The following is a 20,302-nucleotide window of genomic DNA, read 5'->3' as shown; positions in this document are numbered from 1 at the left end:
GTTCAGTCGTTGGCGGTAAACACCGTCAGCACCCCGGTATAGCCATACAGGTGATGCCGGGCAATCTCGCCCGCAGCGAAGAACCCGACCAGCGGCACGTCGCCCAGCGCGTGCCGCACGATCTGCAACTCAGCGCCCGGTGCGCCGAAATGCGGCCCGCCGCGCCCCGAGCAGCTCACGTACACCGCCCCTGCGATGCGCCGTGCCGGATGCGGCGCCGCCTCGGCCTCGCCCGCCGCCACGGCGCGCGCGGTGGCGAGCGTCTGCTCTTCGGGCTCCAGCTCCTCGCGAATTTCCGCGCAGATGCGCATCAGGTCGGCCCGCGCGGCCTGTGCGTTGCGGCGGCAGAAGGTCAGCCGCATGCCGGCCTCGGCCACATCGGCAATGGCGATGCCGCGCCGCGTCGGGTCCAGCCCGATGATGTGGCGCACCAGCACGTCGGCGCCCAGGTCGCCGGTGCGGCGGATGCCGTCGCTACCGGCATCGGCCAGGCCGACCAGCGTGTTGCGCACGGCGTCGATGGCCTCCTGCGGCCGTTCGAGCGACACCTGCAGATCGGCCAGCAGCACGTCGAGCGCCGGCTCGCCGTCGAGCTTCAGCAGCAAATTGCCGTCGGCCTCGGTGATCTCGCGCTCGCGCACCGCCCCCGAGCGCAGCGGCTGGCAGCCCTGCGTGACGCGCGACACCAGCCGTACGCCTTCGCCGAACACCACGCCCGACAGGCCGCCCGAAAACACCCCACCCGCCGCCCCGTGCCCGCGGATGTTGCCGTTGCCGCCGACTGCGAACTGCAGCGCGCTGCCGCGCCCCGAAGACAGCCCGCCGAACAGATAACCCGTGTCGGTGCGCCCCGCCATCTCGGCGATCAGCTCGGCCAGGTCCGGCGTTGCCGGGTCGGCATGCACCAGCGCCGTGTGCGCCTCGAAGCCGCTCATTTCGGAATTGCCCAGCGGCGCCACGCCCGAGAACACGCGGTACTGGTCGCTGGGCAAAGCGCAAAGCATCAGGCTCATGCCGGGTTCGTCGAAGTACTCGGCGTTGTTGGCCGACACGCCGATGCCGACGGTGCCCGACCAGTCGGTCACTTCGGGCAGCTCGGCGCTCAGGTGGTCGAGGATGTCCTGCGCCTCGCTCGCATAGTGGTCGGTGATGTAGAGCAGCCCCAGCGTCGGCGACGAGGCGTAGTCGGGCAGGGCCATCTGTGCCCGCAGCTGGGCCAGCACGAGGCCGGCCGCCATGCGCCATTGCGGATGGGTGGCATGACCGGAGGGAAACAACTTCATGATGCGTGCCAACCCGTTCTCTTCAACAAATGGATGTGTATGACGTCAACGCCGGGCGGAGGTTCGCTTGCGCGCGGCGGTCGACGTCTTCTTTTTGGCAGCCGGCGCTGCAGCCTTCTTGGCCGCAGCAGGCTTGCGGGCGGCCGTTGTTGCCGGCTTGCCCATGACCTTGCCGACCGCATCGGCCAGCGGCTGGGCCATGGCCGGCACCTTCAGCTGGGCCGCGTCCTGCAGTGCCGAGCTGGCGATCTGCTGGAACTGTTCAGTGAGCGAGCCCCACCACTGCATGGGATCGACCACGCCGGCGCCATCGGCTGCCGCGGTCTTTGCCTTGGCCGAAGCCGGCCTGCTGCGCGGCTTCGTCGGTGCTGGAGCCTCTTCTTCGGGCATCTCGTCCTCTTCCTCGACCTCTTCGGGTTCGGGCTCCGGAGCTGCCGCGGCAGGCGCCGGCGCCATCGCGGCTGCCTGCTTGGTGAACGCGCTGGCGATGTCTTCCATCCGCACGTTCATGCCGCGCAGCGTCGACAGCGTCATCTTCTGCACTTCGAGCGCCTGGATCGTGGCCTTCAGGGCATGGCCGTTCTGCTCGAGCCAGTACTGCACCGTCTTGAGCTCCTGGATGCGCTTGTCGACCTCTTCCACGCTCAGCGTGGGAGCCACCCAGCTCGCAAGGCTCGGAATCCCTGGCACCGAACCGGCGCCGGTGCCTGCTGCGGCGCCACCGGCGAGGTTCTTCAGGAAGTCGAATCCGGGGACGAACTGGCTGAAGTCGAAGGGCTTGCTGGCGGTGCTCATGCGGGTGGTCTCCTGGGTGGGTTTTCTTGTGTTGCCAGCTTACTCCAAGCCTCCGGCCTTTTGGCCCGGACCTCCCCGCCTTTTACCTGCCATCAGAGCTCGCTTCGGACCTTGCTGAACACCTTCCAGAAGGTCGCGTCCTGCGACGTGGCGAAGTTGATCCGCATCATCGTGCTCGGCGGCCGGCGCGCATGGAACAGCGAGCCCGGCGCCAGCAGGTAGCCCTGGTCGAGCATGCGCTGCGTGAGCGCGTCGGTGTCCACGCCCGTATCGACCCAGCCGAACAGCCCCGCCGGCTCCGAGGCAAAGGTGCAGCCGTGCGACATCGCCAGCTTCACCGCCCGCCCCCGCGCCCCGTCGAGGCGGATGCGCACGCGCTCCGAATGCCGGCGCAGCTGCCCCTGGTCGATGCACCACGACAACGCCCTCTCGAACAGCGTGGGCGAGGTCAGCGTGGCCAGCAGCTTGGTTTCGAGCAGCCGCTCCTTCAGCGCCGGGGGCGCGGCCAGGAAGCCGATGCGCCAGTTGGGCGCCAGGATCTTGGCAAAGCCGCTCACGTAGATGGTGCGCTGCAGCCCGTCGAGCGCGCTGAGCCGGGTGGCGTGCTCGGGCGCGAGGTGGCTGTAGGTGTCGTCCTCGACGATGTGGAAGTCGTATTCGTTGGCCAGTTTCAGCACCCGGTGTGCGCTGCCCGGCGTGAGGCTGTAGCCGGTCGGGTTGTGCAGCACGCTCACGCTGACGAAGAGCTTGGGTTGGTGCAGCGCGCAGTACTGCGCCATCACCTCCAGGTCGGGCCCGTCGGCGCGCCGCGGCACCGGCAGGATGCGCATGCCCAGCGCCTCCAGCCGCGCGAACTCCAGCGCCCAGCCCGGCTCCTCGACCATCACAGGGTCGCCGGCGCGCAGCAGCGTGCGGCTCACGATGTCCAGCGCATGCGTGGCGCCGATGGTGGTCACTATCTGGTCGGGCGAGGCCGGCACGTTGATGCCCACCAGCTTCTGCGAGAGGCTGCGCCGCAGGCTCATGTCGCCGGCCGGCTCGCCGTACTGGAGCGACAGCTCCTGCAGGGCGGCTGTACTGGTCATGCGCCGCACGGCCGTGGGCATGAAGGTGGACGACATCCAGTCCGGCGGAAACACCCCCATGCCCGGCTGCGGCTTGTCGCTCGGGCGGTGGAACATGCTGCGGATCAGCGAACTCGCGTCGGCCGGTATGCGCGAGGCCATCATCTGCACCGCCATCGCCGCCGGCATGCCGCTCGCGCCACCGGCGTCCGCGCCGTGGTTCGGACGGCCGTCCTGTACCGGTGCCGAATCCCGCACATAGAAGCCGCGCTGCCGGCGGGCCTCGACCAGCCCCTGCGCCAGCAGCTGGTCGTACGCGGCGACGACGGTGTACGGGCTCACGCCCTGCTGCCGCGCGCATTCGCGCACCGAGGGCAGGCGAGCGCCGGGCGGCAGCAGGCGGGTGCGGATGCGCTCGGCCAGGCGATCGGCCAGTTGCCCCGTCAGCGACTGGGTGGAGGTGCGTGTCAGCATGCGTTGTTTTGGGCTGTGCCGGCTTCTGTGTCGAAGGAGTGACCAATACAGATTGCCCGATTGTTCGACCAACTGTACTGGAACTGTAATGGTCTCAAGTTTAGAGTGTGTGTCATGAACTGGCAAGAATTCACCGCGCTGCTGGTGCTGGCCACGGCGATGAGTTTCTCGCCCGGTCCCAACACCACGCTCTCCACCGCCCTGGCGGCCAACGGCGGCCTGCCGCGCGCCATGCGCTTCGTGGTCGCGGTGCCCGTGGGCTGGACGCTGCTGCTGGCGCTGTGCGCCGCCGGCATCGGCGCGCTGGTGGTGGCAATGCCTTCGCTGCGCCTGGCCATCAAGGCGCTGGGCATCGGCTACCTGCTGTGGCTCGCGTACAAGCTCAGCGGCAGCGCCACGCTCGGCCAGGCCGACGGCGCCAAGCTGTCGGTCGGCTTCGGCCAGGGCGTGATGCTGCAGTTCGTGAACATCAAGGCCTGGCTGCTGGCGCTCACGCTGGTGGCCGGCTGGATCGCCGGGCAGCCCGATGCGCTGCGCCGCTTCGCCATCGTGGCGCCGGTGATGCTGACCTATGCCTTCATCAGCAACTTCGCCTACGCACTGGTCGGCGCGCTGCTGCGCGAATGGCTGGCCAAGGGTTCGCGGCTGCTGTGGTTCAACCGCGCGATGGGCCTGGTACTGGTGCTGACAGCCTGGTGGATGGTGAGCGTATGAAGCTCGCCATGAAAGACGAGACGCTGGGCATGTGGCTCGGCGTTGTAGGCGTGGCCATGTTCGCCGTCACGCTGCCGATGACGCGCCTGGCCACCGGCACGCAAGACGCACCGCAGCTGTCGCCGTGGTTCGTCACGCTCGGGCGCGCGGCGCTGGCGGGCGTGCTGTCGGCCATCTTCCTGCTGGCAACGCGCTCGCCGCGGCCTGCAGCGCACCAGTGGAAGCCGCTGGCCTTCGCGGTGCTGGGCAATGCCATCGGCTTTCCGCTGCTGTTGGCCTATGCGCTGCGCGTGGTCACGGCCAGCCATGCGGCGGTGGTGACTGCCCTGCTGCCGCTGGTCACGGCCGCCGTCGCGGCCCTGGTGCTGCACCAGCGCGCGCGGCTCGGCTTCTGGCTCTGCGCCATTGCGGGCAGCCTGCTGGTGGTGGCGTTCTCGGTGCTGCGCGCGAGCCAGAGCGGCCATGGCTTCGGCTTCGAATGGGCCGATCTGCTGCTGCTCGGCGCGGTCATTGCCGCCTCCATCGGCTACATCTACGGCGCGCAGGTCACGCCGTCGCTGGGCGCCGAGCGCGTGATCTGCTGGGTCTGCGTGATGGCGCTGCCCTTCACGCTGCCGGCCGCGCTGGCGCTGTGGCCGCAGCAGCCCGTCGCCACGTCGGCCTGGCTGGGCTTCGTCTACGTCGGCACGTTCTCGATGTGGATCGGCTTCTTCGCCTGGTATCGCGGCCTGGCCCTGGGCGGCGCGCTGCGCGTGAGCCAGACCCAGCTGCTGCAGCCCTTTCTCTCGATCCTCGCGTCGATCCCGCTGCTGGGCGAGCCGCTCGACATGGTCACGCTGGGCTTCGCCGTCGCGGTGGTGGCCACGGTGGTCATCGGCAAGCGCCTCTCGCAGCCGCAAGACAACAAGGCCCGCGTCGTATACCGTGGCGACATCCAGCCGGATTGAGCGCCGCCACGCCTGCCCGCATCATTCGAATCTCACCTCACCGCCTGAAAGAAGAAAGCCATGAACTGGAAACTCGCCGCCCGCGCCGCCAAGATGAATCCCTCGGTGCTGCGCGAAATCCTCAAGGTCACCGAGCGCCCCGGCATCATCAGCCTGGCCGGCGGCCTGCCCTCGCCCAAGACCTTCCCGATCCAGGCTTTTGCCGACGCCTGCGCCGAAGTGCTGCACAACGACGGCCAGGCCGCCCTGCAGTACGCCGCCAGCGAGGGCTACGCGCCGCTGCGCCAGGCCGTGGCCGACATGCTGCCGTGGGACGTCGACGCCTCGCAGGTGCTCATCACCACCGGCTCGCAGCAGGGCCTCGACCTGGTCGCCAAGGTGCTGATCGATCCGGGCAGCAAGGTGCTGGTCGAAACGCCCACCTACCTCGGCGCGCTGCAGGCCTTCGGCCCGATGGAGCCGCACCCCGTGGGCGTGGCCAGCGACGATGACGGCGTGATCGTCGAAGACCTGGTGGCCAAGGCCAAGGACGCACGCTTCGTCTACCTGCTGCCCAACTTCCAGAACCCCACCGGCCGCACCATGACCGAAGAGCGCCGCGCCGCCGTGTCCGCCGCCGCTGCGGCAGCCAACCTGCCGATCGTCGAGGACAACCCCTACGGCGAACTCTGGTTCGACGAAGCCCCGCCGCTGCCGCTGGCCGCGCGCAACCCCGAAGGCGTGATCTACCTGGGCTCGTTCTCGAAGGTGCTGGCCCCCGGCCTGCGCCTGGGCTTCCTGGTGGCGCCCAAGTCGATCTACCCCAAGCTGCTGCAGGCCAAGCAGGCCGTCGACCTGCACACGCCGATCTTCACGCAGCGCATGGTCTCGGCCGTGATGAAGGACAAGTTCCTCGACCGCCACGTGCCCACCATCCGCGCCCTCTACAAGCGCCAGCGCGACGCGATGATCGCCGCGCTCAAGCGCGAGATGGCCGGCCTGGACGTGAAGTTCAACGCGCCCAAGGGCGGCATGTTCCTCTGGGCGCGCCTGCCCGAGGGCATCGACACCGTGACGCTGCTGCCCAAGGCGGTGGAGCGCAACGTGGCCTTCGTGCCCGGCGCGCCGTTCTACGCGGGCGAAGGCGATCCGCGCACGCTGCGCCTGTCGTTCGTGACGGCCAGCGTCGAAGAGATCGACACCGCCATCGCCGCGCTGGCGCAGACGCTGCGCGAAGAGCTGGTGCTGCTCGGCGACAAGAAGCTGGCCGCCGCACAGGCCTGAAAGCACAAACCAGGAGCCTCCCTTGATCGGCCTTGCAACGCTGTCGCTCTTCCTGCTCGCGGTTCTGGCGCTGTTCCTGTCGCCCGGCCCGAACATGGCTTTCGTGCTCTCGCACGGTGTGGCCCATGGCCCGCGCGGCGGTTTTGCGGCGGCCATCGGCATCTCGGCGGCCGACCTGGTGCACACGCTGTTCGCGGCCACCGGCGTCACCGCGCTGGTGGCCGCGTGGCCGCCTTCGTTCGACGTGCTGCGCTATGCGGGGGCGCTGTACCTGGTGTGGCTGGCGGTGCAAGCGCTACGCAACGGTGGCGGACTTCGCATCGGTGCGCAGGCGCAGCCCGCCGGCTTCGGCCGCATCGTTCGCATGGCGCTGCTGAACAACCTCGTCAATCCGAAGGCGCTGCTGTTCTTCATGGTGTTCCTGCCGCAGTTCGTCGACCCCTCGCGCGGCAGCGTGCCGCTGCAGCTGGTGCAGCTCGGCGTGGTGCTGTCGATGGCCGCGCTGGCCTTCAACACGCTGCTGGGCGCGTGCAGCGGCCAGGTCGGCCGCTGGCTGCACAACCGGCCCGGCGCGGCGCGCTTCCAGAGCGGCCTGCTGGCCGCCGTGATGCTGGGGCTGGCCGTACGCCTGCTCTTCCTCGATCGTCCCTCGCCCCGCTGAAGCGGGCAGCAAAGAAAAGATAGAAAGAAACCGACCATGCTCAACATCTGGGGCCGCATCAGTTCGATCAACGTCCGCAAGGTGGTGTGGTGCGCGCAGGAGCTCGGGCTCGACTTCCAACGCACCGAGGCCGGCGGCAAGTTCGGCGTGGTGCAGACGCCCGAATATCTCGCGCTCAATCCGAATGCGATGGTGCCCACCATCGACGACGGCGAAGGCGCCGAGCGCGTGACGCTGTGGGAATCGAACGTGATCGTGCGCTACCTCTGCGCCAGGCATTCGCACGGCAACTTCTACCCGAGCGAGCTGCCCGCGCGCTTCGACGCCGAGCGCTGGATGGACTGGCAGCAGACCACGCTCAACCGCACGAGCCGCGACGCCTTCATCCAGTGGGTGCGCACGCCGCCGTCGGAACGCCAGAGCGCGCTCATCGAGGCGTCCGTCCGCGACAGCGAAGCGCTGTTCTCGATGCTCGACGCGCATCTTGCGAGCCAGCCGTACATGGCCGGCCAGCGCTTCACCATGGCCGACATCCCGGTCGGCTGCGAGGCGCACCGCTGGTTCAACCTGCCGGCTGCCGAATACCGCAGGCCGAACTGGCCGAACGTCGAACGCTGGTATTCAGAGTTGCTTTCCCGCCCGGGCACGCGCGGCGTGCTCGACCTCCCCCTCGAATGAACCCGATGAAATCCCGCCCCTTCAAGCAAGTCGACGTCTTCACCGCCACCGCCTACTACGGCAATCCGCTCGCGGTGGTGATCGATGGCCAAGACCTCGACGACGCCGCCATGCAGCGCTTTGCGCAATGGACCAACCTGTCCGAAACCACCTTCCTGCTGCCGCCCACCGATCCGGCCGCCGACTACCGCGTGCGCATCTTCACGCCCGGCGGCGAGCTGCCCTTTGCCGGCCACCCGACCATCGGCAGCTGCCATGCGTGGCTGCAGGCCGGCGGCAAGCCCAAGGCTGCAGGCCTGGTGGTGCAGCAATGCGGCGCCGGCCTCGTGCCCCTGCGGCGCGACGGCGAGCGCCTGGCATTCGCCGCGCCGCCCCTGAAGCGCAGCGCCCCGAGCCCCGCGCTGCTGGCCAAGGTGGCCGGTGCGCTGGGCCTGAAGGCGCAGCAGGTCATCGCGGCGCAAGTGCTCGACAACGGTCCGGTCTGGTTCGGCCTGCTGGTCAACGACGCCGACGCCGTGCTGGCGCTGCAGCCCGACCACCGCGCCCTGAAGGAGCTGGGCGTGAAGGCCGGCGTGGCGGGCGTGCCCGCGGCGCACGACACCGCGCTGCTCATCGGCCGCTCGAACCGCGAGGCGCGCGCCTTCGGCAACCGGCCCGCGACCCCGAACGAAGACGGCGCGAAGATCGACCTCGAGGTGCGCGCCTTCGCCGAGCCTATCGGCGTGCAGGAAGACCCGGTCACCGGCAGCCTCAACGCCAGCCTGGCCGAATGGCTGATCGCCGACGGCCACATGCCCGAGCGCTACCTTGCCGCGCAGGGCCAGTGCCTGGGCCGCGCGGGCCGCGTCTACATCGAGCGCGACGCCGAAGGAAAGATCTGGGTCGGCGGCGACGCCGTGACCTGCGTCGACGGCCACGTCACGCTGTAAGCACAACGCCTGAGGCCCGCCATGCACGCGCAACTCGACCACCTCGTGATTGCCGCCGCCTCGCTCGCCGAGGGCGTGGCCTGGTGCGAGGCAACGCTCGGCGTCACGCCGGCCCCGGGCGGCTCGCATCCGCTGATGGGCACGCACAACCGCCTGCTGAACATCGCAAGCGACGCCTTCCCCGCGGCCTACGCGGAAATCATCGCGATCGAGCCGGGCAAGCAGCCCTCGCGCCCCAAGACGCACCGCTGGTTCGACCTCGACGACGCCGCGCTGCAGGCCGGGCTCGCACAGCATGGCCCGAAGCTGATTCATTTCGTCGCCCGCGTGCCCGACGCGCATGCGGCAACGCGGGCGCTCGCACATGAAGAGCACGCGCACATCGACCGTGGCCAGTTGCTCGAAGCCTCGCGCGACACGCCCGCCGGCCGGCTCGAATGGCAGATCACCGTGCGCGACGACGGCCAGCGGCTGTTCTATGGCGCACTGCCCACGCTCATCCAATGGGGCCCGGTGCACCCCACCGATGCCATGCCGAAGTCTGGCCTTGCCATGCGCTCGCTGCGCGCCGTGCACCCGCGCGCGCCCACGCTGGTCGCCGCGCTGTCGGCCATCGGCATGACCGGCATGGAGGTCGATGCCGGCCCGCCCAATCTCATCGCCGTGCTCGACACGCCGCGCGGCCCCGTCACGCTCGAATCGCAAGGACTCTGACCCGATCATGCTGAGCCTCACCGAAATCGCCTGGTTCGCCCTCGCCTCGCTGCTGCTGGCGCTCACGCCGGGGCCGAACATGATCTATTGCGTCTCGCGCACGCTGGTGCAGGGTCGACGCGCGGGGCTCATCTCGCTGGGCGGCGTGCTGCTGGCGTTCCTGGCGCATCTGTTCGCCGCGGCGCTCGGGCTCACCGCGCTGCTGCTGGCAGTGCCGCTGGCCTTCGACGCGATCCGCATCGCCGGCGCGGCCTACCTGCTGTGGCTCGCGTGGCAAGCGGTCAGGCCCGGCGGCAATGCGCCCTTCGAGGCGCGCGCACTGCCGGCCGATCCGCCGGGCAAGCTGTTTCGCATGGGCTTTCTCACGAACCTGCTGAACCCGAAGGTGGCGATGTTCTACCTCTCGTTCTTTCCGCAGTTCATCCACCCCGAGCGCGGCTCGGTGCTGCTGCAGAGCATGCAACTGGGCATCGCGCAGATGGCGACCAGCGCCGTGGTCAACACGGTGATGATCGTCGGCGCCGCGAGCATCACGGCCGTGCTGTCGCAAAGCGCGGGCTGGCTGCGCGCGCAGCGCTACATCATGGGCAGCGTGCTGGCCGCGCTGGCCGTTCGCGTGGCACTCACCGAACGCAAGTAAGGACATCCCGTGAAGTTCACCCGCGAAGAAATCGAAGCCGCGCAGCGCACCGTGCATGCGGCCATGCCGCCCACGCCGCAGTACGCCTGGCCGCTGCTTTCGCAGCGCCTGGGCGCCACCGTGTGGGCCAAGCACGAGAACCACACGCCGGCCGGCGCCTTCAAGATTCGCGGCGGCCTGACCTACTTCGAAACCCTGGCGCGCGAACAGCCCGGGGTGCGCCACGCCATCAGCGCCACGCGCGGCAACCACGGCCAGTCGGTCGGCTTCGCCACGCGGCGCCACGGGCTGGCCGCGACCATCGTGGTGCCGCACGACAATTCGATCGAGAAGAACGCCGCGATGCGCGCGCTCGGCGTCACGCTGGTCGAGCATGGCGACGACTTCCAGGCGGCCTCCGAGCATGCGGCCGTGCTGGCCGAACGCGACGGCTTGCACCGCGTGCCCTCGTTCCACCGCGAACTGGTGCGCGGCGTGTCGACTGCGTATGTGGAGTTCTTCGACGCGTTGAAAGACACGCCGCCGGACGTGCTGTTCGTGCCCATCGGACTGGGCTCCGGCTTTGCCGCCGCGGCTGCAGCACGCGCGCATTGCGGCGTGTCGACCAAGCTCATCGGTGTGGTGTCGGCGCATGCCACGGCGTATCGCGATTCCTTTCGCGCCGGCAAGCCCGTCGAGTCGCCCGTCACCACGCGGCTGGCCGACGGCATGGCCTGCCGCGTCCCGGTGCCCGAATCGGTCGAAGTGATCCTGCGCGAAGCCGACGACGTTGTCACCGTCACCGATGACGAGATCGCCGAGGCCATGCGCATCCTCTTCAGCGACACGCACAACGTGGCCGAAGGCGCCGGCGCAGCCGCACTGGCGGCCGCGCTCCAGCAGCAGGAACGCTGGCGCGGCAAGACGGTGGGCGTGTGCGTGAGCGGGGGCAATGTCGATACCGGCATGTTCGCCGGCGTGCTGGGACGCAACGCGTCTTAGCGCCCTCTTCCCTACAGCATCGACTCGGGAATCACGAGCGACTGCAGATAGAGCTTCGCGCGCGTCGCCAGGTCGGCGCCGGGTTCCTCGTCGGTCACCTTGACCGGCTGGTCGCCGTCCACTCGCCACCATTCCAGCTCGCTGTCGCTGCCCGGCTTGAGCCGCACCTGGAAGGCCGAGTGCTGCATGAGTTCGCCGAAGAAGGCGCGCGCCTCCTCGGCCAGCGCGGGGCAATCGATGCGCAGGCCGAACTCGGTGTTCAGCGCATCGGAGCGCGGGTCCATGTTGACCGAGCCCAGGAAGAGGGTCTTCCTGTCGATCACAAGCGCCTTGGTGTGCAGCCGCACCTGCGTGCCAGCGCCGATGCTGCCGACGAACAGCGCCCGGCCCGCGTTCGGGTGGATCTCGTAGATCTGCATGCCGTCGCCCAGCAGCCGGGCTCGGTAGCGGCGATAGCCGGTGTGGACCACTGGCTCGTCGGTCGCGGCCAGCGAGTTGGTGATGAGTGTCTGGCGAATGCCCCGTGCCGCGTTGCGGCGCATGCCGTCGAGTGCCACCGGACCCGGCACGAAGTACGGCGACGACGTGATGATTTCAACCTGCGCCTGTTGCGCCGCCTCGCCCAGCAGGCGGCGGCTGGTGTCGATGAGCGCACCACTCGGCAGGCGCTGCGTCTCCGCCTGGCCCCAGGCCTTGGCCGGCGAATCGGCAAAGGCCTGCGCCGTGCCGAACGCAAGCTTCACGCGGCCCGCCCCCAGTTCGTCGCCGAGGGTGACGCGGCCCAAGGGATCGACGGTGCGGAACGGCACCGGCTCGGGCGTGTCGGCGCCATCCACCCGCGCATCGAAGTCCCGGCGCGCGGCTTCGGTGTCGCCCGACGGGCGCAGCACCGACGCTGCGGTGCGCACCTGCGGCGCATTCCAGTACTCGTCGAAGATGCCTGCCATCTGCGGCAGCACGGCACCGGCCACCAGCACGTCGTAGTCGAAGAAGTTGTCGTCGGTGTCGCGCATGAAGTAGACGTCGCCGAGGTTGCGTCCGCCGGCCACGGCCAGCACGCCGTCCGCCACGAACAGCTTGTTGTGCATGCGGCGGTTGACGCGGACAAAGTCGAACAGGGCGAAGCCGAAGCGGGTGGCCATGCCGCCGCGCGTGGGAAAGGGATTGAAGATGCGCACTTCCACGTTCGGATAGGCGCCCAGGCCCTCGAGCAAGGGGCCGATGTCTTCCGTGTACAGATCGTCCACGAGCAGCCGCACGCGCACGCCGCGCTGGGCCGCATTGCGCAGCTCCCGCAGCACCAGCCGGCCGGTTGCGTCGTCGTGCAGGTGGTAGTACTGCAGGTCGAGCGAGCGTTGCGCGCCGCGCAGCAGCACAAGACGCGTGTCCATGCTGGCAAGGCCCAGCATCAGGCGAAAGCCGCTGGCTCCGGGCTCTGCCCCCTCCATCGACGCGGTGGCGATCCGGTCGAGCGGCGTGGCGGGGCCCTGTACGGGCAGCGAGGTGCTGGCGGCGCGCGGCCCTTCGTCGGGAAGCGTTGCGCATCCGGCGAGCGACAGGGCAACGCAGGCTGCAGCGGCCAGCAGGAGCTTGCGAGTCAGTGCGACAAAAGAGACTGCGGCAGGCATGGCGGTGCCATTCAAGCACGCATCGGCAGCCCGGGCAGCAGTTTGTCGAGCGTGATCGGGTAGTTCCGCACGCGCACGCCGGTGGCGTTGTAGATCGCGTTCGCCACCGCCGCGCCCGAGCCGCAAGTACCGAGCTCACCGATGCCCTTCGACTTGATCGGGCTCGCGAGATCGTCGGCGTCCTGCAGGTAGATGGCGTCGATGTCCGGAATGTCGGCGTGCACCGGCACCAGGTACTCGGCCATGTCGTGGTTGACGAAGTAGCCGTGATGCACGTCGACCACTGCCTCTTCCGTGAGCGCCGCGCCCACGCCGAACACCATGCCGCCGATGGCCTGGCTGCGCGCGGTCTTCATGTTGAGGATGCGGCCCGCCGCGAACACGCCGAGCATGCGGCGCACGCGCGTCTCGCCGGTGTCGATGTCCACGCCCACCTCGCAGAAGTGGGCGCCGAACGCGGCCTGCGCGTAGCGGCGGTGCAGGTCGCCGGGCTCGACGTTTCCGAGCACGCTGAGTCCTTCCGCGCCGGCCAGCTCCCCGAGCTCGTGCGAGCGGCGCCCAAGGGCGATGCGGCCGCGCTCAAAGCGCGCCTTCTGCGCGTCGAAGCCGGCACGCTCGGCGAGCAGGCGGCACAGCTGCTGGCAGCCATCGAACACCGAGGCACCGGCGCTCGACGCGCCTATCGAGGCGATCGAGCCCGCGCCCATGGGAAACGCGGTGTCGCCCAGCCGCACGCCGATGCGGTCCATCGGAATGCCCGTCGTCTCGGCCGCGATCTGCGCCAGCACGGTGTAGGTGCCGGTGCCGATGTCGGTCATCGACGTCTCGATCAGCAGCCGGCCCTGCGCGTCGAGGCTCAGCTTCGCGCTCGACGGCCGCACCGAGTGGTGATGGATGGCGCTGGCCACGCCCATGCCGACCAGCCAGCGGCCGTCGCGCACCCGCCCCGGCACAGTGCTTCTCTTCGCCCAGCCAAAACGCTGCGCGCCTTCTCGCAGGCATTCGACCAGCTTGCGCCCCGAGTAGGGGCGCGAAGGTCCGCGCTCGGGGTCATGTTGGCTGTCGTTGAGGATGCGCAGTTGCACCGGGTCGATGCGCAGCTTCTCGGCGAGTTCGTCGAGCGCCACCTCGAAGGCCAGCTGGCCGCTGGCGGTAGCCGGTGCGCGCATGGCCGCGGCCTCGGGCAGGTCGAGCGCGGCCAGGCGGTGCGCCGTCATGCGGTTGGGGGCGGCATAGAGCAGGCGCGTCTGGCGCGATGCGCCCTCGTAGTAGTTGCGGCCCGGCAGGTTGCTGGTCCAGGTCTCGTGGCCGATGGCGGTGAGCCGGCCGTCGGGCGTGGCGCCGAGCCGCACACGCTGGATGGTCGCTGCGCGACGCGTCGTGTGGTTGAGCAGCTGCTCGCGCGCCAGCGCCGTCTTCACCGGCCGGCGCAGCTCGCGCGCCGCGAAGGCAGAGAGCACCGCGTCCGCATGCGTGCGCAGCTTGGAGCCGAAGCCGCCACCCACGAAGGCCGAAACCACGCGCACCTGCGCGACCGGCACATCCAGCATGGCGGCCACGTCGCCTGCGGCCCAGTTCGGCATCTGGTGCGAGGTGTAGAGCGTGAGCCGGTCGCCGTCCCAGCGTGCGGTGGTGGCCTGCGGCTCCATCATCGCGGGATGCTGGTCGGGCGTGGTGTAGTTCTGGTCGAGCGTGACGGGCGCGGTGTCGAATGCGCCCTGGAAGTCGCCCACCGCCGTGTCGGCCGCGCTCTCGCTGCCGGCGCTCGGGTCGTCGCCGGGCTTGGGAGCGCTCGCCTGCGCGGCCGCAAGATCGAAGCGCCCTGCGCTGCGCTCATAGTCGATGCGGATCATGAACGCGGCCGCGCGCGCCTGCTCGAAGGTCTGCGCCACCACGAAGGCCACTGCCTGGCCGTGCTGCTGAACTTCCGGCCCCGAAAGCTGCGAGACCACGTTGGCACGCCCCTTCGGCACCATGCGCGGAACGTTGGCGTAGGTGTAGACCAGCAGCACGCCCGGAGCACGCTGCGCCTCGGCGGTGTCGATGCGCGTGATGCGGCCCTTGGCGATGCCGGCGAGCACGACCCAGCCGTAGACGGCATCGGGTACTTCGTCGTGGCACTCGTAGCTGTAGTGGGCGCGACCGCTGACCTTGAGCGGCCCGTCGATGCGGTCGAGCGGGCGGCCCAGCACGCGCTCGCGATCCAGGGCGCTCGGCCCTGCGGCTTCGGTGAATTGCATGGTGCCTGCTCCCTTCAGGTGGTTTCGATCGCCTGCGCCAGCGTGGCGTGCAGGGTGCGGCGCAGCAGTGGAATCTTGAAATCGTTGTGCCCGTGGCCGCGCGCATCGGCGAGCAGCAGGTCGGCAACCGCATCGCGTGCCTGCGTGCCGCCGTCGGTGCCTATCAGTCGCCGCTCGGCTTCCTCGTTGCGCCACGGCTTCGCGGCCAGGCCGCCGAAGGCCAGGCGCGCGGCGGTCACGGTACGGCCCTCGCGCACCACCACGGCCGCGACCGAGACCAGCGCGAAGGCATAAGACGCGCGGTCGCGCACCTTGCGGTAGAGCTGCACGCCGCCCAGCGGTGGCGGCAGGGTCACGCCGGTGATCAGCTCGTCCGGTGCCAGCACGGTCTCGACCTCCGGCGTGCTACCCGGCAGGCGATGCAGTTCGGCGATGGGAATACGGCGCACGGCACCGCTGGCCGACACGGTTTCCACCTGCGCATCGAGCGCGCGCAGCGCCACCGCCATGTCGGACGAATGCACCGAAATGCACTGCGCGCTCGCGCCGAGGATCGCGTGGATGCGGTTGAAGCCTTCCATGGCTGCGCAGCCACTGCCCGGCGTGCGCTTGTTGCAGGGCTTGGTCGTGTCGTAGAAGTAGAAGCAGCGCGTGCGCTGCAGCAGGTTGCCGGCGGTGGTCGCCTTGTTGCGCAACTGCGCGCTGGCGCCGGACAGCAAGGCGCGCGACAGCAGCGGATGGCCGCGACGCACGCGCGCATCGGCGGCGAGGTCGCTGTTGCGCACCAGCGCGCCGATCTTCAGCCCGCCGTCGGGCAGGGCCTCGATGCGGTCGAGCCCCAGGCGATTGACGTCGATCAGGTGCGTGGGCTGCTCGATGTCGAGCTTCATCAGGTCCAGCAGGTTGGTGCCGCCCGCGATGAAGCGCGCGCCCGGATGCTGCTGCATCGCCAGCGCCGCGGCGGCCGGCGTCGACACGCGTTCGAAGGTGAAGGCCCTCATGTCGCAACTCCCGCCACTTCGCGGATGGCCGCGATGATGTTCGGATAGCCCGCGCAGCGACAGATGTTGCCGCTCATGCGCTCGCGCATTTCCTCGCTGCTGAAGACCGTTGGCGCCGAGAGGTCGTGAGTTACATGGCTCGGCATGCCGCCGCGCATCTCGCCGAGCATGCCGACCGCCGAACAGATCTGGCCCGGCGTGCAGTAGCCGCACTGGTAGCCGTCGTGCTTGACGAAGGCGGCCTGAATCGGGTGCAGCTTCTTCGGCTCGCCCAGGCCCTCGATGGTCGTCACCTGGTCGCCCTCGTGCAGCACCGCCAGCGTGAGGCAGCTGTTGATGCGCCGCCCGTTGACCAGCACCGTGCAGGCGCCGCACTGGCCGTGGTCGCAGCCCTTCTTGGAACCCGTGAGCTGCAGCCGCTCGCGCAGCAGGTCGAGCAGCGTGACGCGCGGGTCGATGGAGAGGGCGTGCAGTTGGCCGTTGATGCGCAAGCTCACATCCGTTGTCGGGCCCTGCGCGGCGGCGTCATGCGCCACCGGCTCGGCATCCACCGCCAGCGGCAACGCGGCAGCCGCCACACCGGCCGCGCCGGTCACCAGCACCGTGCGGCGGGTGTAGCCGTCTGGGGTTTCGGGATTCATCGTGGGTTCCCCCGGTGTTTTTGCTTCAGAGTCGGCTGTCGTTCACAGCGCTTGCGGCAGACCGCGCGGGCGGCATCGTGGAGATGACGACGCTGTTGACGCGCGAGCCGCTGGTCACGTTCTGGTCGGGCGCATTGGCGGCCGCCACCGCGACCTGGCGCATGGCCTCGCGCGAGACGGTGGAGGTGAAGGGATCGGGCCCGCGCGAGCCGCGCGTCACGTTCTGGTCGGGGGCGTGGGCCGTGGCCACGGCCTGGGCCGCCACGTCGTCGCGCGAGAGCAGGCCAGGGCCCTGGTGCACGCCGTCGTAGCTCTCTGCATGGGCCGCACCGGCCAGGGTCAGGATGGCCAGGAGGCCGAGGGTCTTTCGCATGTGAACTCCTTTTGAAGACCGGGTTGGCGCCTTGCGGCGCGACCGCTTTCGCGGCTGGAGTCACTGTAGGAAGCCCGCTTTATGCGACCTTTAAGCGAGAGTTACCTGAGCGTTAAGCCGCGCGGCCCACCCCGTGATCGCGCAGGTGGACGCGCGCCTGCAGCCCCGCAGGCCGGCCCTGAGCGTCATGGCGGTTGGCCAGCACGATGCGCAGGCCGTTGCGCAGCGCGGCCATGCGCGCAATGGCCAGGCCCAGGCCACTGCCTTCGGTCGGGTTGCCCGGCACCCGGAAGAAGCGGTCGAAGGCGCGGTCGATCAGCTCGGGCGGAATGCCCGGCCCGTTGTCCAGCACATCGACCACCGGCCGCCCTTCCACCTCGTGCAGCCGCACGTCGACCACCCCGCCCTCGGGCGAATGGCGCAACGCGTTGTCGATCAGGTTGTCGAAGACGCTGCGCAGCTCGGCCGGGGGCGCGGTCACCGTCGCGGAGGTCTCGCCCTCGAAGCCGATGTCGATGCGGCGGCGGTCGGCCACGACCATCAACTGGGCCACGCTGTCGCGCAGCACCGAGGCCACGTCGAGCGACTCCGACGCCTCGGGCTCGGTGCTGCTTTCCTGGCGCGACAGGCGCAGCAGCTGCTCGATCAGGTGCTGGGCACGCGTCACGCCGCCCTTCAGGTGCGTGTAGTGCTCGGCGATGCTCTCGGCCGGCACTTCGGCGCGCATGTTGTCGAGTTGCAGGCCGATGGCGGCGATGGGCGTGCGCAGCTCGTGCGCGGCGTCCTGCACGAAGCGGCGCTGCGCGGCAAAGGCCTGGCGCAGCCGCCCGAGCAGGCTGTTGAAGGCCTCCACCAGCGGCGCGATCTCGTCGGGCACGCGCGACACCGACAGCTCCGAGAGGCTGCGCTCGTCCTGCGCCGCGACGTCGAGCACCACGCTGCGCAGCTTGCGCGACGAGGCCCACACCACCAGCCACAGCACGGCCAGCGACAGGGGCAGCAGCAGCGCGATGGGCGCCGTCGAAGACAGCGCGCGCTTGGCCACCAGCCGGCGCACGAAGCCGCCGTTCTGGATCACCTGCACCTGGAAGCGGTCGGCGTCGGCCACCGGTGCGGTGGAATAGATGCGCCAAACACCGTCGTCGCCGGAGCCCATGCGCACGGTGCTCAGCCCCTCCGCCGGCTGGCGGGCCACGGCCAGCGCGGGCCATGAACTGACCAGCAGCTCACCCCGCCCGTTCCAGATCTGGATGACGAAGGCGCCGCGACCGAAGATGCTGCGTTCGTCCGCCGGCCTGAGTTCGGGCACTGCCACGTTGCTGGCGTAGGAGTCGGCCAGCATCTGCATCTGGTCGTCCTTGAAGGTGACGATGAGCCTGTCGTAGCTGGCGTAGGTGAACCACGCGACGCCGGCCGCCGCGAGAAGATGCACCACCACCAGCCACATCAGCAGCCTGTTGCGCAGCGAACTCGGCGAGTACCAGGGCCGGCCTGGCGCGGCGGTCATTGGAGAACTCATGAATCCACCACGCGCCAGCCCAGGCCGCGCACGTTGCGGATGGTGTCGGCACCGAGCTTGCGCCGCATGTTGTGGATGATCACGTCGACGGCGTTGCTCATCACCTCCTCGCCCCATCCGTAGATGCGGTTCTCCAGCTGCTCGCGCGACAGGATCGCACCGGGGCGCTCGAGCATGGCGTGCATCAGCGCGAACTCGCGGGCCGAGAGTGTTTCGCGCGTGCCCTGGTAGAGCACCTCGCGCGTGGTGAGGTCGAGCTGCACCTTGCCGCTGCCGATGATGGAGTTGGAGGCGCCGTGGCGGCGGCGCACCACCGCACGCATGCGCGCCAGCAGTTCGGGCAACTCGAAGGGTTTGAGCAGGTAGTCGTCGGCGCCGAGGTCGAGCCCTTCCACGCGCTGGCCGAGGCCGTCGCGCGCGGTGAGGATGAGGATCGGCGTGTCGTTCTTGAGGCCGCGCGCGTGGCGCAGCACCTCGATGCCGTCCATTCCGGGCAGGCCCAGGTCCAGCAGCACGCAGGTGTAGTCGCCATCGGCCAGAGCGCTGCGCGCGAGCAGGCCGTCGCGCACCCAGTCCACCGCCCAGCCCGATCTCTCGAGGCCGCGCAGCAGGCTCTTCCCGATCATTTCGTCGTCTTCGACAAGCAGCACGCGCACGCCGTCTCCCGTTGTTTGGTTGGTGCGCCGCGAAGGTAGCGCAGAACCGTTAGGTCAACGTTAACGCCACGGGGGCGCCATCAACTCAAGGCAGTGGGCCGGTATTTGCCGTGCTCAGCGGCAGCCGCGACACCTCTGCCAGCAGCAGCGCCAGTTGCCTCGCTGCCGCATCGATCACCGCCTGGCCATGCTCTGCCGTGGCCGCAGCCGCGTTGCCGGCGGCGCCATGGGCGTTGTAGTCCTCCATGGCCCAGCCGAGCTTGGCACTCTTGCCGTTGCCCAGGATCGCGTAGTCGGCCGCGCGTTGCTCGGAAGTGGAGCGGAAGTCTTGCGCCTCGCCCATGCGCACGAGTTGCGGCGTCAGCGCCAGCATCATCGAAGTCTCGATCTCGCCCGCGTGCACGCCGAAGCGGTGCTCCTGCGCACTGAACTGCGCGCCCGCGTCGCCCAGCGGCAGGTTGAACCAACTCACGCTGTAGACAATAAGCCCGTGTGCCGCGCGCAGCTCGCGCGCCACGATGTCCATCGCGCCCACATGGCCGCCGTGTGCATTGAACAGCACCAGCTTCTTCACGCCCGCGCGTGCCACGCCCGCGCCGATCTCGTTCCACAGGCGGATCAAAGTCTCGGCCGACAGCGTGAGCGTGCCCGCGAAGCGCGCGTGCTCGGGGCTCAGGCCGATCTGCTGGGTCGGCAGGAAGAGCACCGGCAGTTCGGCCGGCAGCAGGGGCAGCGAAGCGGCGACGATGCCGTCTGCCAGCACCGTATCCACGCCCAGCGGCAGGTGTGGGCCGTGCTGCTCGGTCGCGCCCAGCGGCAGCACCGCGACGGTGGTTGCCGCATCGAGCGACGCAAAGTCGCGCGTGGTGAGGCGGGACCAGAAGCGGGGAAGTAGCGAAGGCGAAGGGGCCTGGGTAGCAGCGTTCATCGCGCGATCTTAGGCCGGTCGCGAGCCGGCATCGATGGCTTCCGGACCACAAAAGTAAACGACGGGGATGCCAAAAACGCGAATCTGTTCACACATACAACCAGTTCGTGACACTTTGGTTTGCCATTGTTAATGATCCTCTCTAGAGTGATTCCCAAGTGAGTTTTCAAGGT

At 69.4% G+C, this 20,302-nt stretch carries 20 protein-coding genes; 9 read left to right on the top strand and 11 right to left on the bottom strand.

Annotated elements, in window-relative coordinates; translation table 11 throughout:
- Positions 1 to 2 precede the first annotated feature (2 nt).
- The 3 genes from ACN9MV_RS04190 to ACN9MV_RS04180 all read right to left on the bottom strand — a co-directional run bounded on the left by ACN9MV_RS04190 (position 3) and on the right by ACN9MV_RS04180 (position 3,616).
- The gene (locus ACN9MV_RS04190; protein ID WP_093079433.1) at positions 3 to 1,283 is read right to left on the bottom strand and encodes an FIST signal transduction protein; all 1,281 of its coding nucleotides are present in this window, start codon (positions 1,281 to 1,283) and stop codon (positions 3 to 5) included.
- A gap of 45 nt (positions 1,284 to 1,328) precedes the next feature.
- Entirely contained in the window at positions 1,329 to 2,078 is a 750-nt protein-coding gene (locus tag ACN9MV_RS04185; RefSeq protein WP_426391391.1) for a PhaM family polyhydroxyalkanoate granule multifunctional regulatory protein, read from the bottom strand.
- A 92-nt stretch (positions 2,079 to 2,170) separates the two neighbouring features.
- The gene (locus ACN9MV_RS04180) at positions 2,171 to 3,616 is read right to left on the bottom strand and encodes a PLP-dependent aminotransferase family protein (protein WP_093079220.1); all 1,446 of its coding nucleotides are present in this window, start codon (positions 3,614 to 3,616) and stop codon (positions 2,171 to 2,173) included.
- A gap of 114 nt (positions 3,617 to 3,730) precedes the next feature.
- Here ACN9MV_RS04180 and ACN9MV_RS04175 point away from each other — a divergent pair, with 114 nt between their 5' ends.
- Genes ACN9MV_RS04175 through ACN9MV_RS04135 form a run of 9 tightly spaced genes read left to right on the top strand, consistent with a single transcriptional unit; the run spans position 3,731 to position 11,143 of the window.
- Positions 3,731 to 4,330 carry a LysE family translocator gene (locus ACN9MV_RS04175; RefSeq protein WP_426391390.1) on the top strand — a complete coding sequence of 200 codons (600 nt, stop codon included), beginning with the start codon at positions 3,731 to 3,733 and terminating at the stop codon, positions 4,328 to 4,330.
- Positions 4,331 to 4,338: 8 nt separating this feature from the next.
- Positions 4,339 to 5,277, top strand: coding sequence for a DMT family transporter (locus ACN9MV_RS04170; protein WP_426391389.1), 939 nt, complete (start codon positions 4,339 to 4,341; stop codon positions 5,275 to 5,277).
- Between the two features lie 60 nt (positions 5,278 to 5,337).
- The gene (locus ACN9MV_RS04165) at positions 5,338 to 6,540 is read left to right on the top strand and encodes a PLP-dependent aminotransferase family protein (protein WP_093178303.1); all 1,203 of its coding nucleotides are present in this window, start codon (positions 5,338 to 5,340) and stop codon (positions 6,538 to 6,540) included.
- Between the two features lie 22 nt (positions 6,541 to 6,562).
- On the top strand, positions 6,563 to 7,201 hold the full coding sequence (locus tag ACN9MV_RS04160) for a LysE family translocator (RefSeq protein WP_093079227.1): 639 nt from the start codon (positions 6,563 to 6,565) through the stop codon (positions 7,199 to 7,201).
- A 36-nt stretch (positions 7,202 to 7,237) separates the two neighbouring features.
- Complete coding sequence (locus ACN9MV_RS04155) at positions 7,238 to 7,879, top strand: glutathione S-transferase family protein (RefSeq protein ID WP_097200242.1); 642 nt, start codon at positions 7,238 to 7,240, stop codon at positions 7,877 to 7,879.
- Positions 7,880 to 7,884: 5 nt separating this feature from the next.
- A complete protein-coding gene (locus tag ACN9MV_RS04150) occupies positions 7,885 to 8,808 on the top strand; it encodes a PhzF family phenazine biosynthesis protein (RefSeq protein ID WP_176928856.1) in 924 nt (307 codons plus the stop codon).
- Positions 8,809 to 8,829: 21 nt separating this feature from the next.
- The gene (locus ACN9MV_RS04145; protein WP_426391388.1) at positions 8,830 to 9,522 is read left to right on the top strand and encodes a VOC family protein; all 693 of its coding nucleotides are present in this window, start codon (positions 8,830 to 8,832) and stop codon (positions 9,520 to 9,522) included.
- A 7-nt stretch (positions 9,523 to 9,529) separates the two neighbouring features.
- Positions 9,530 to 10,162 carry a LysE family translocator gene (locus ACN9MV_RS04140; protein ID WP_093178298.1) on the top strand — a complete coding sequence of 211 codons (633 nt, stop codon included), beginning with the start codon at positions 9,530 to 9,532 and terminating at the stop codon, positions 10,160 to 10,162.
- Between the two features lie 9 nt (positions 10,163 to 10,171).
- Positions 10,172 to 11,143: a threonine dehydratase gene (locus tag ACN9MV_RS04135; protein ID WP_426391387.1), complete on the top strand. Its 972-nt coding sequence runs from the start codon at positions 10,172 to 10,174 to the stop codon at positions 11,141 to 11,143.
- 11 nt (positions 11,144 to 11,154) lie between these two features.
- On the opposite strand, the gene ACN9MV_RS04130 is transcribed toward ACN9MV_RS04135, so the two are convergent.
- The 8 genes from ACN9MV_RS04130 to ACN9MV_RS04095 all read right to left on the bottom strand — a co-directional run bounded on the left by ACN9MV_RS04130 (position 11,155) and on the right by ACN9MV_RS04095 (position 20,129).
- Positions 11,155 to 12,771, bottom strand: coding sequence for a phospholipase D family protein (locus tag ACN9MV_RS04130; protein ID WP_426391386.1), 1,617 nt, complete (start codon positions 12,769 to 12,771; stop codon positions 11,155 to 11,157).
- 11 nt (positions 12,772 to 12,782) lie between these two features.
- Positions 12,783 to 15,011: a molybdopterin cofactor-binding domain-containing protein gene (locus ACN9MV_RS04125; protein ID WP_426391385.1), complete on the bottom strand. Its 2,229-nt coding sequence runs from the start codon at positions 15,009 to 15,011 to the stop codon at positions 12,783 to 12,785.
- Positions 15,012 to 15,025: 14 nt separating this feature from the next.
- Positions 15,026 to 16,012, bottom strand: a complete 987-nt coding sequence (locus tag ACN9MV_RS04120; protein WP_426391384.1) for an FAD binding domain-containing protein — start codon at positions 16,010 to 16,012, stop codon at positions 15,026 to 15,028.
- Complete coding sequence (gene paoA / locus ACN9MV_RS04115; RefSeq protein ID WP_426391383.1) at positions 16,009 to 16,653, bottom strand: aldehyde dehydrogenase iron-sulfur subunit PaoA; 645 nt, start codon at positions 16,651 to 16,653, stop codon at positions 16,009 to 16,011. The genes ACN9MV_RS04120 and paoA overlap by 4 nt, the downstream gene beginning before the upstream one ends.
- A gap of 25 nt (positions 16,654 to 16,678) precedes the next feature.
- Positions 16,679 to 17,026 carry a DUF4148 domain-containing protein gene (locus tag ACN9MV_RS04110; protein ID WP_426391382.1) on the bottom strand — a complete coding sequence of 116 codons (348 nt, stop codon included), beginning with the start codon at positions 17,024 to 17,026 and terminating at the stop codon, positions 16,679 to 16,681.
- 112 nt (positions 17,027 to 17,138) lie between these two features.
- The gene (locus ACN9MV_RS04105; RefSeq protein WP_426391381.1) at positions 17,139 to 18,533 is read right to left on the bottom strand and encodes a sensor histidine kinase; all 1,395 of its coding nucleotides are present in this window, start codon (positions 18,531 to 18,533) and stop codon (positions 17,139 to 17,141) included.
- Positions 18,534 to 18,541: 8 nt separating this feature from the next.
- The gene (locus ACN9MV_RS04100; protein ID WP_093057238.1) at positions 18,542 to 19,201 is read right to left on the bottom strand and encodes a response regulator; all 660 of its coding nucleotides are present in this window, start codon (positions 19,199 to 19,201) and stop codon (positions 18,542 to 18,544) included.
- Positions 19,202 to 19,286: 85 nt separating this feature from the next.
- A complete protein-coding gene (locus tag ACN9MV_RS04095; RefSeq protein ID WP_426391380.1) occupies positions 19,287 to 20,129 on the bottom strand; it encodes a creatininase family protein in 843 nt (280 codons plus the stop codon).
- Between the last annotated feature and the right edge of the window lie 173 nt (positions 20,130 to 20,302).

Source organism: Variovorax sp. R-27 (genome assembly GCF_049913215.1).
In the GTDB taxonomy this organism is placed as follows: domain Bacteria; phylum Pseudomonadota; class Gammaproteobacteria; order Burkholderiales; family Burkholderiaceae_C; genus Variovorax.
This window is presented reverse-complemented; position numbering and strand designations above follow the sequence as displayed.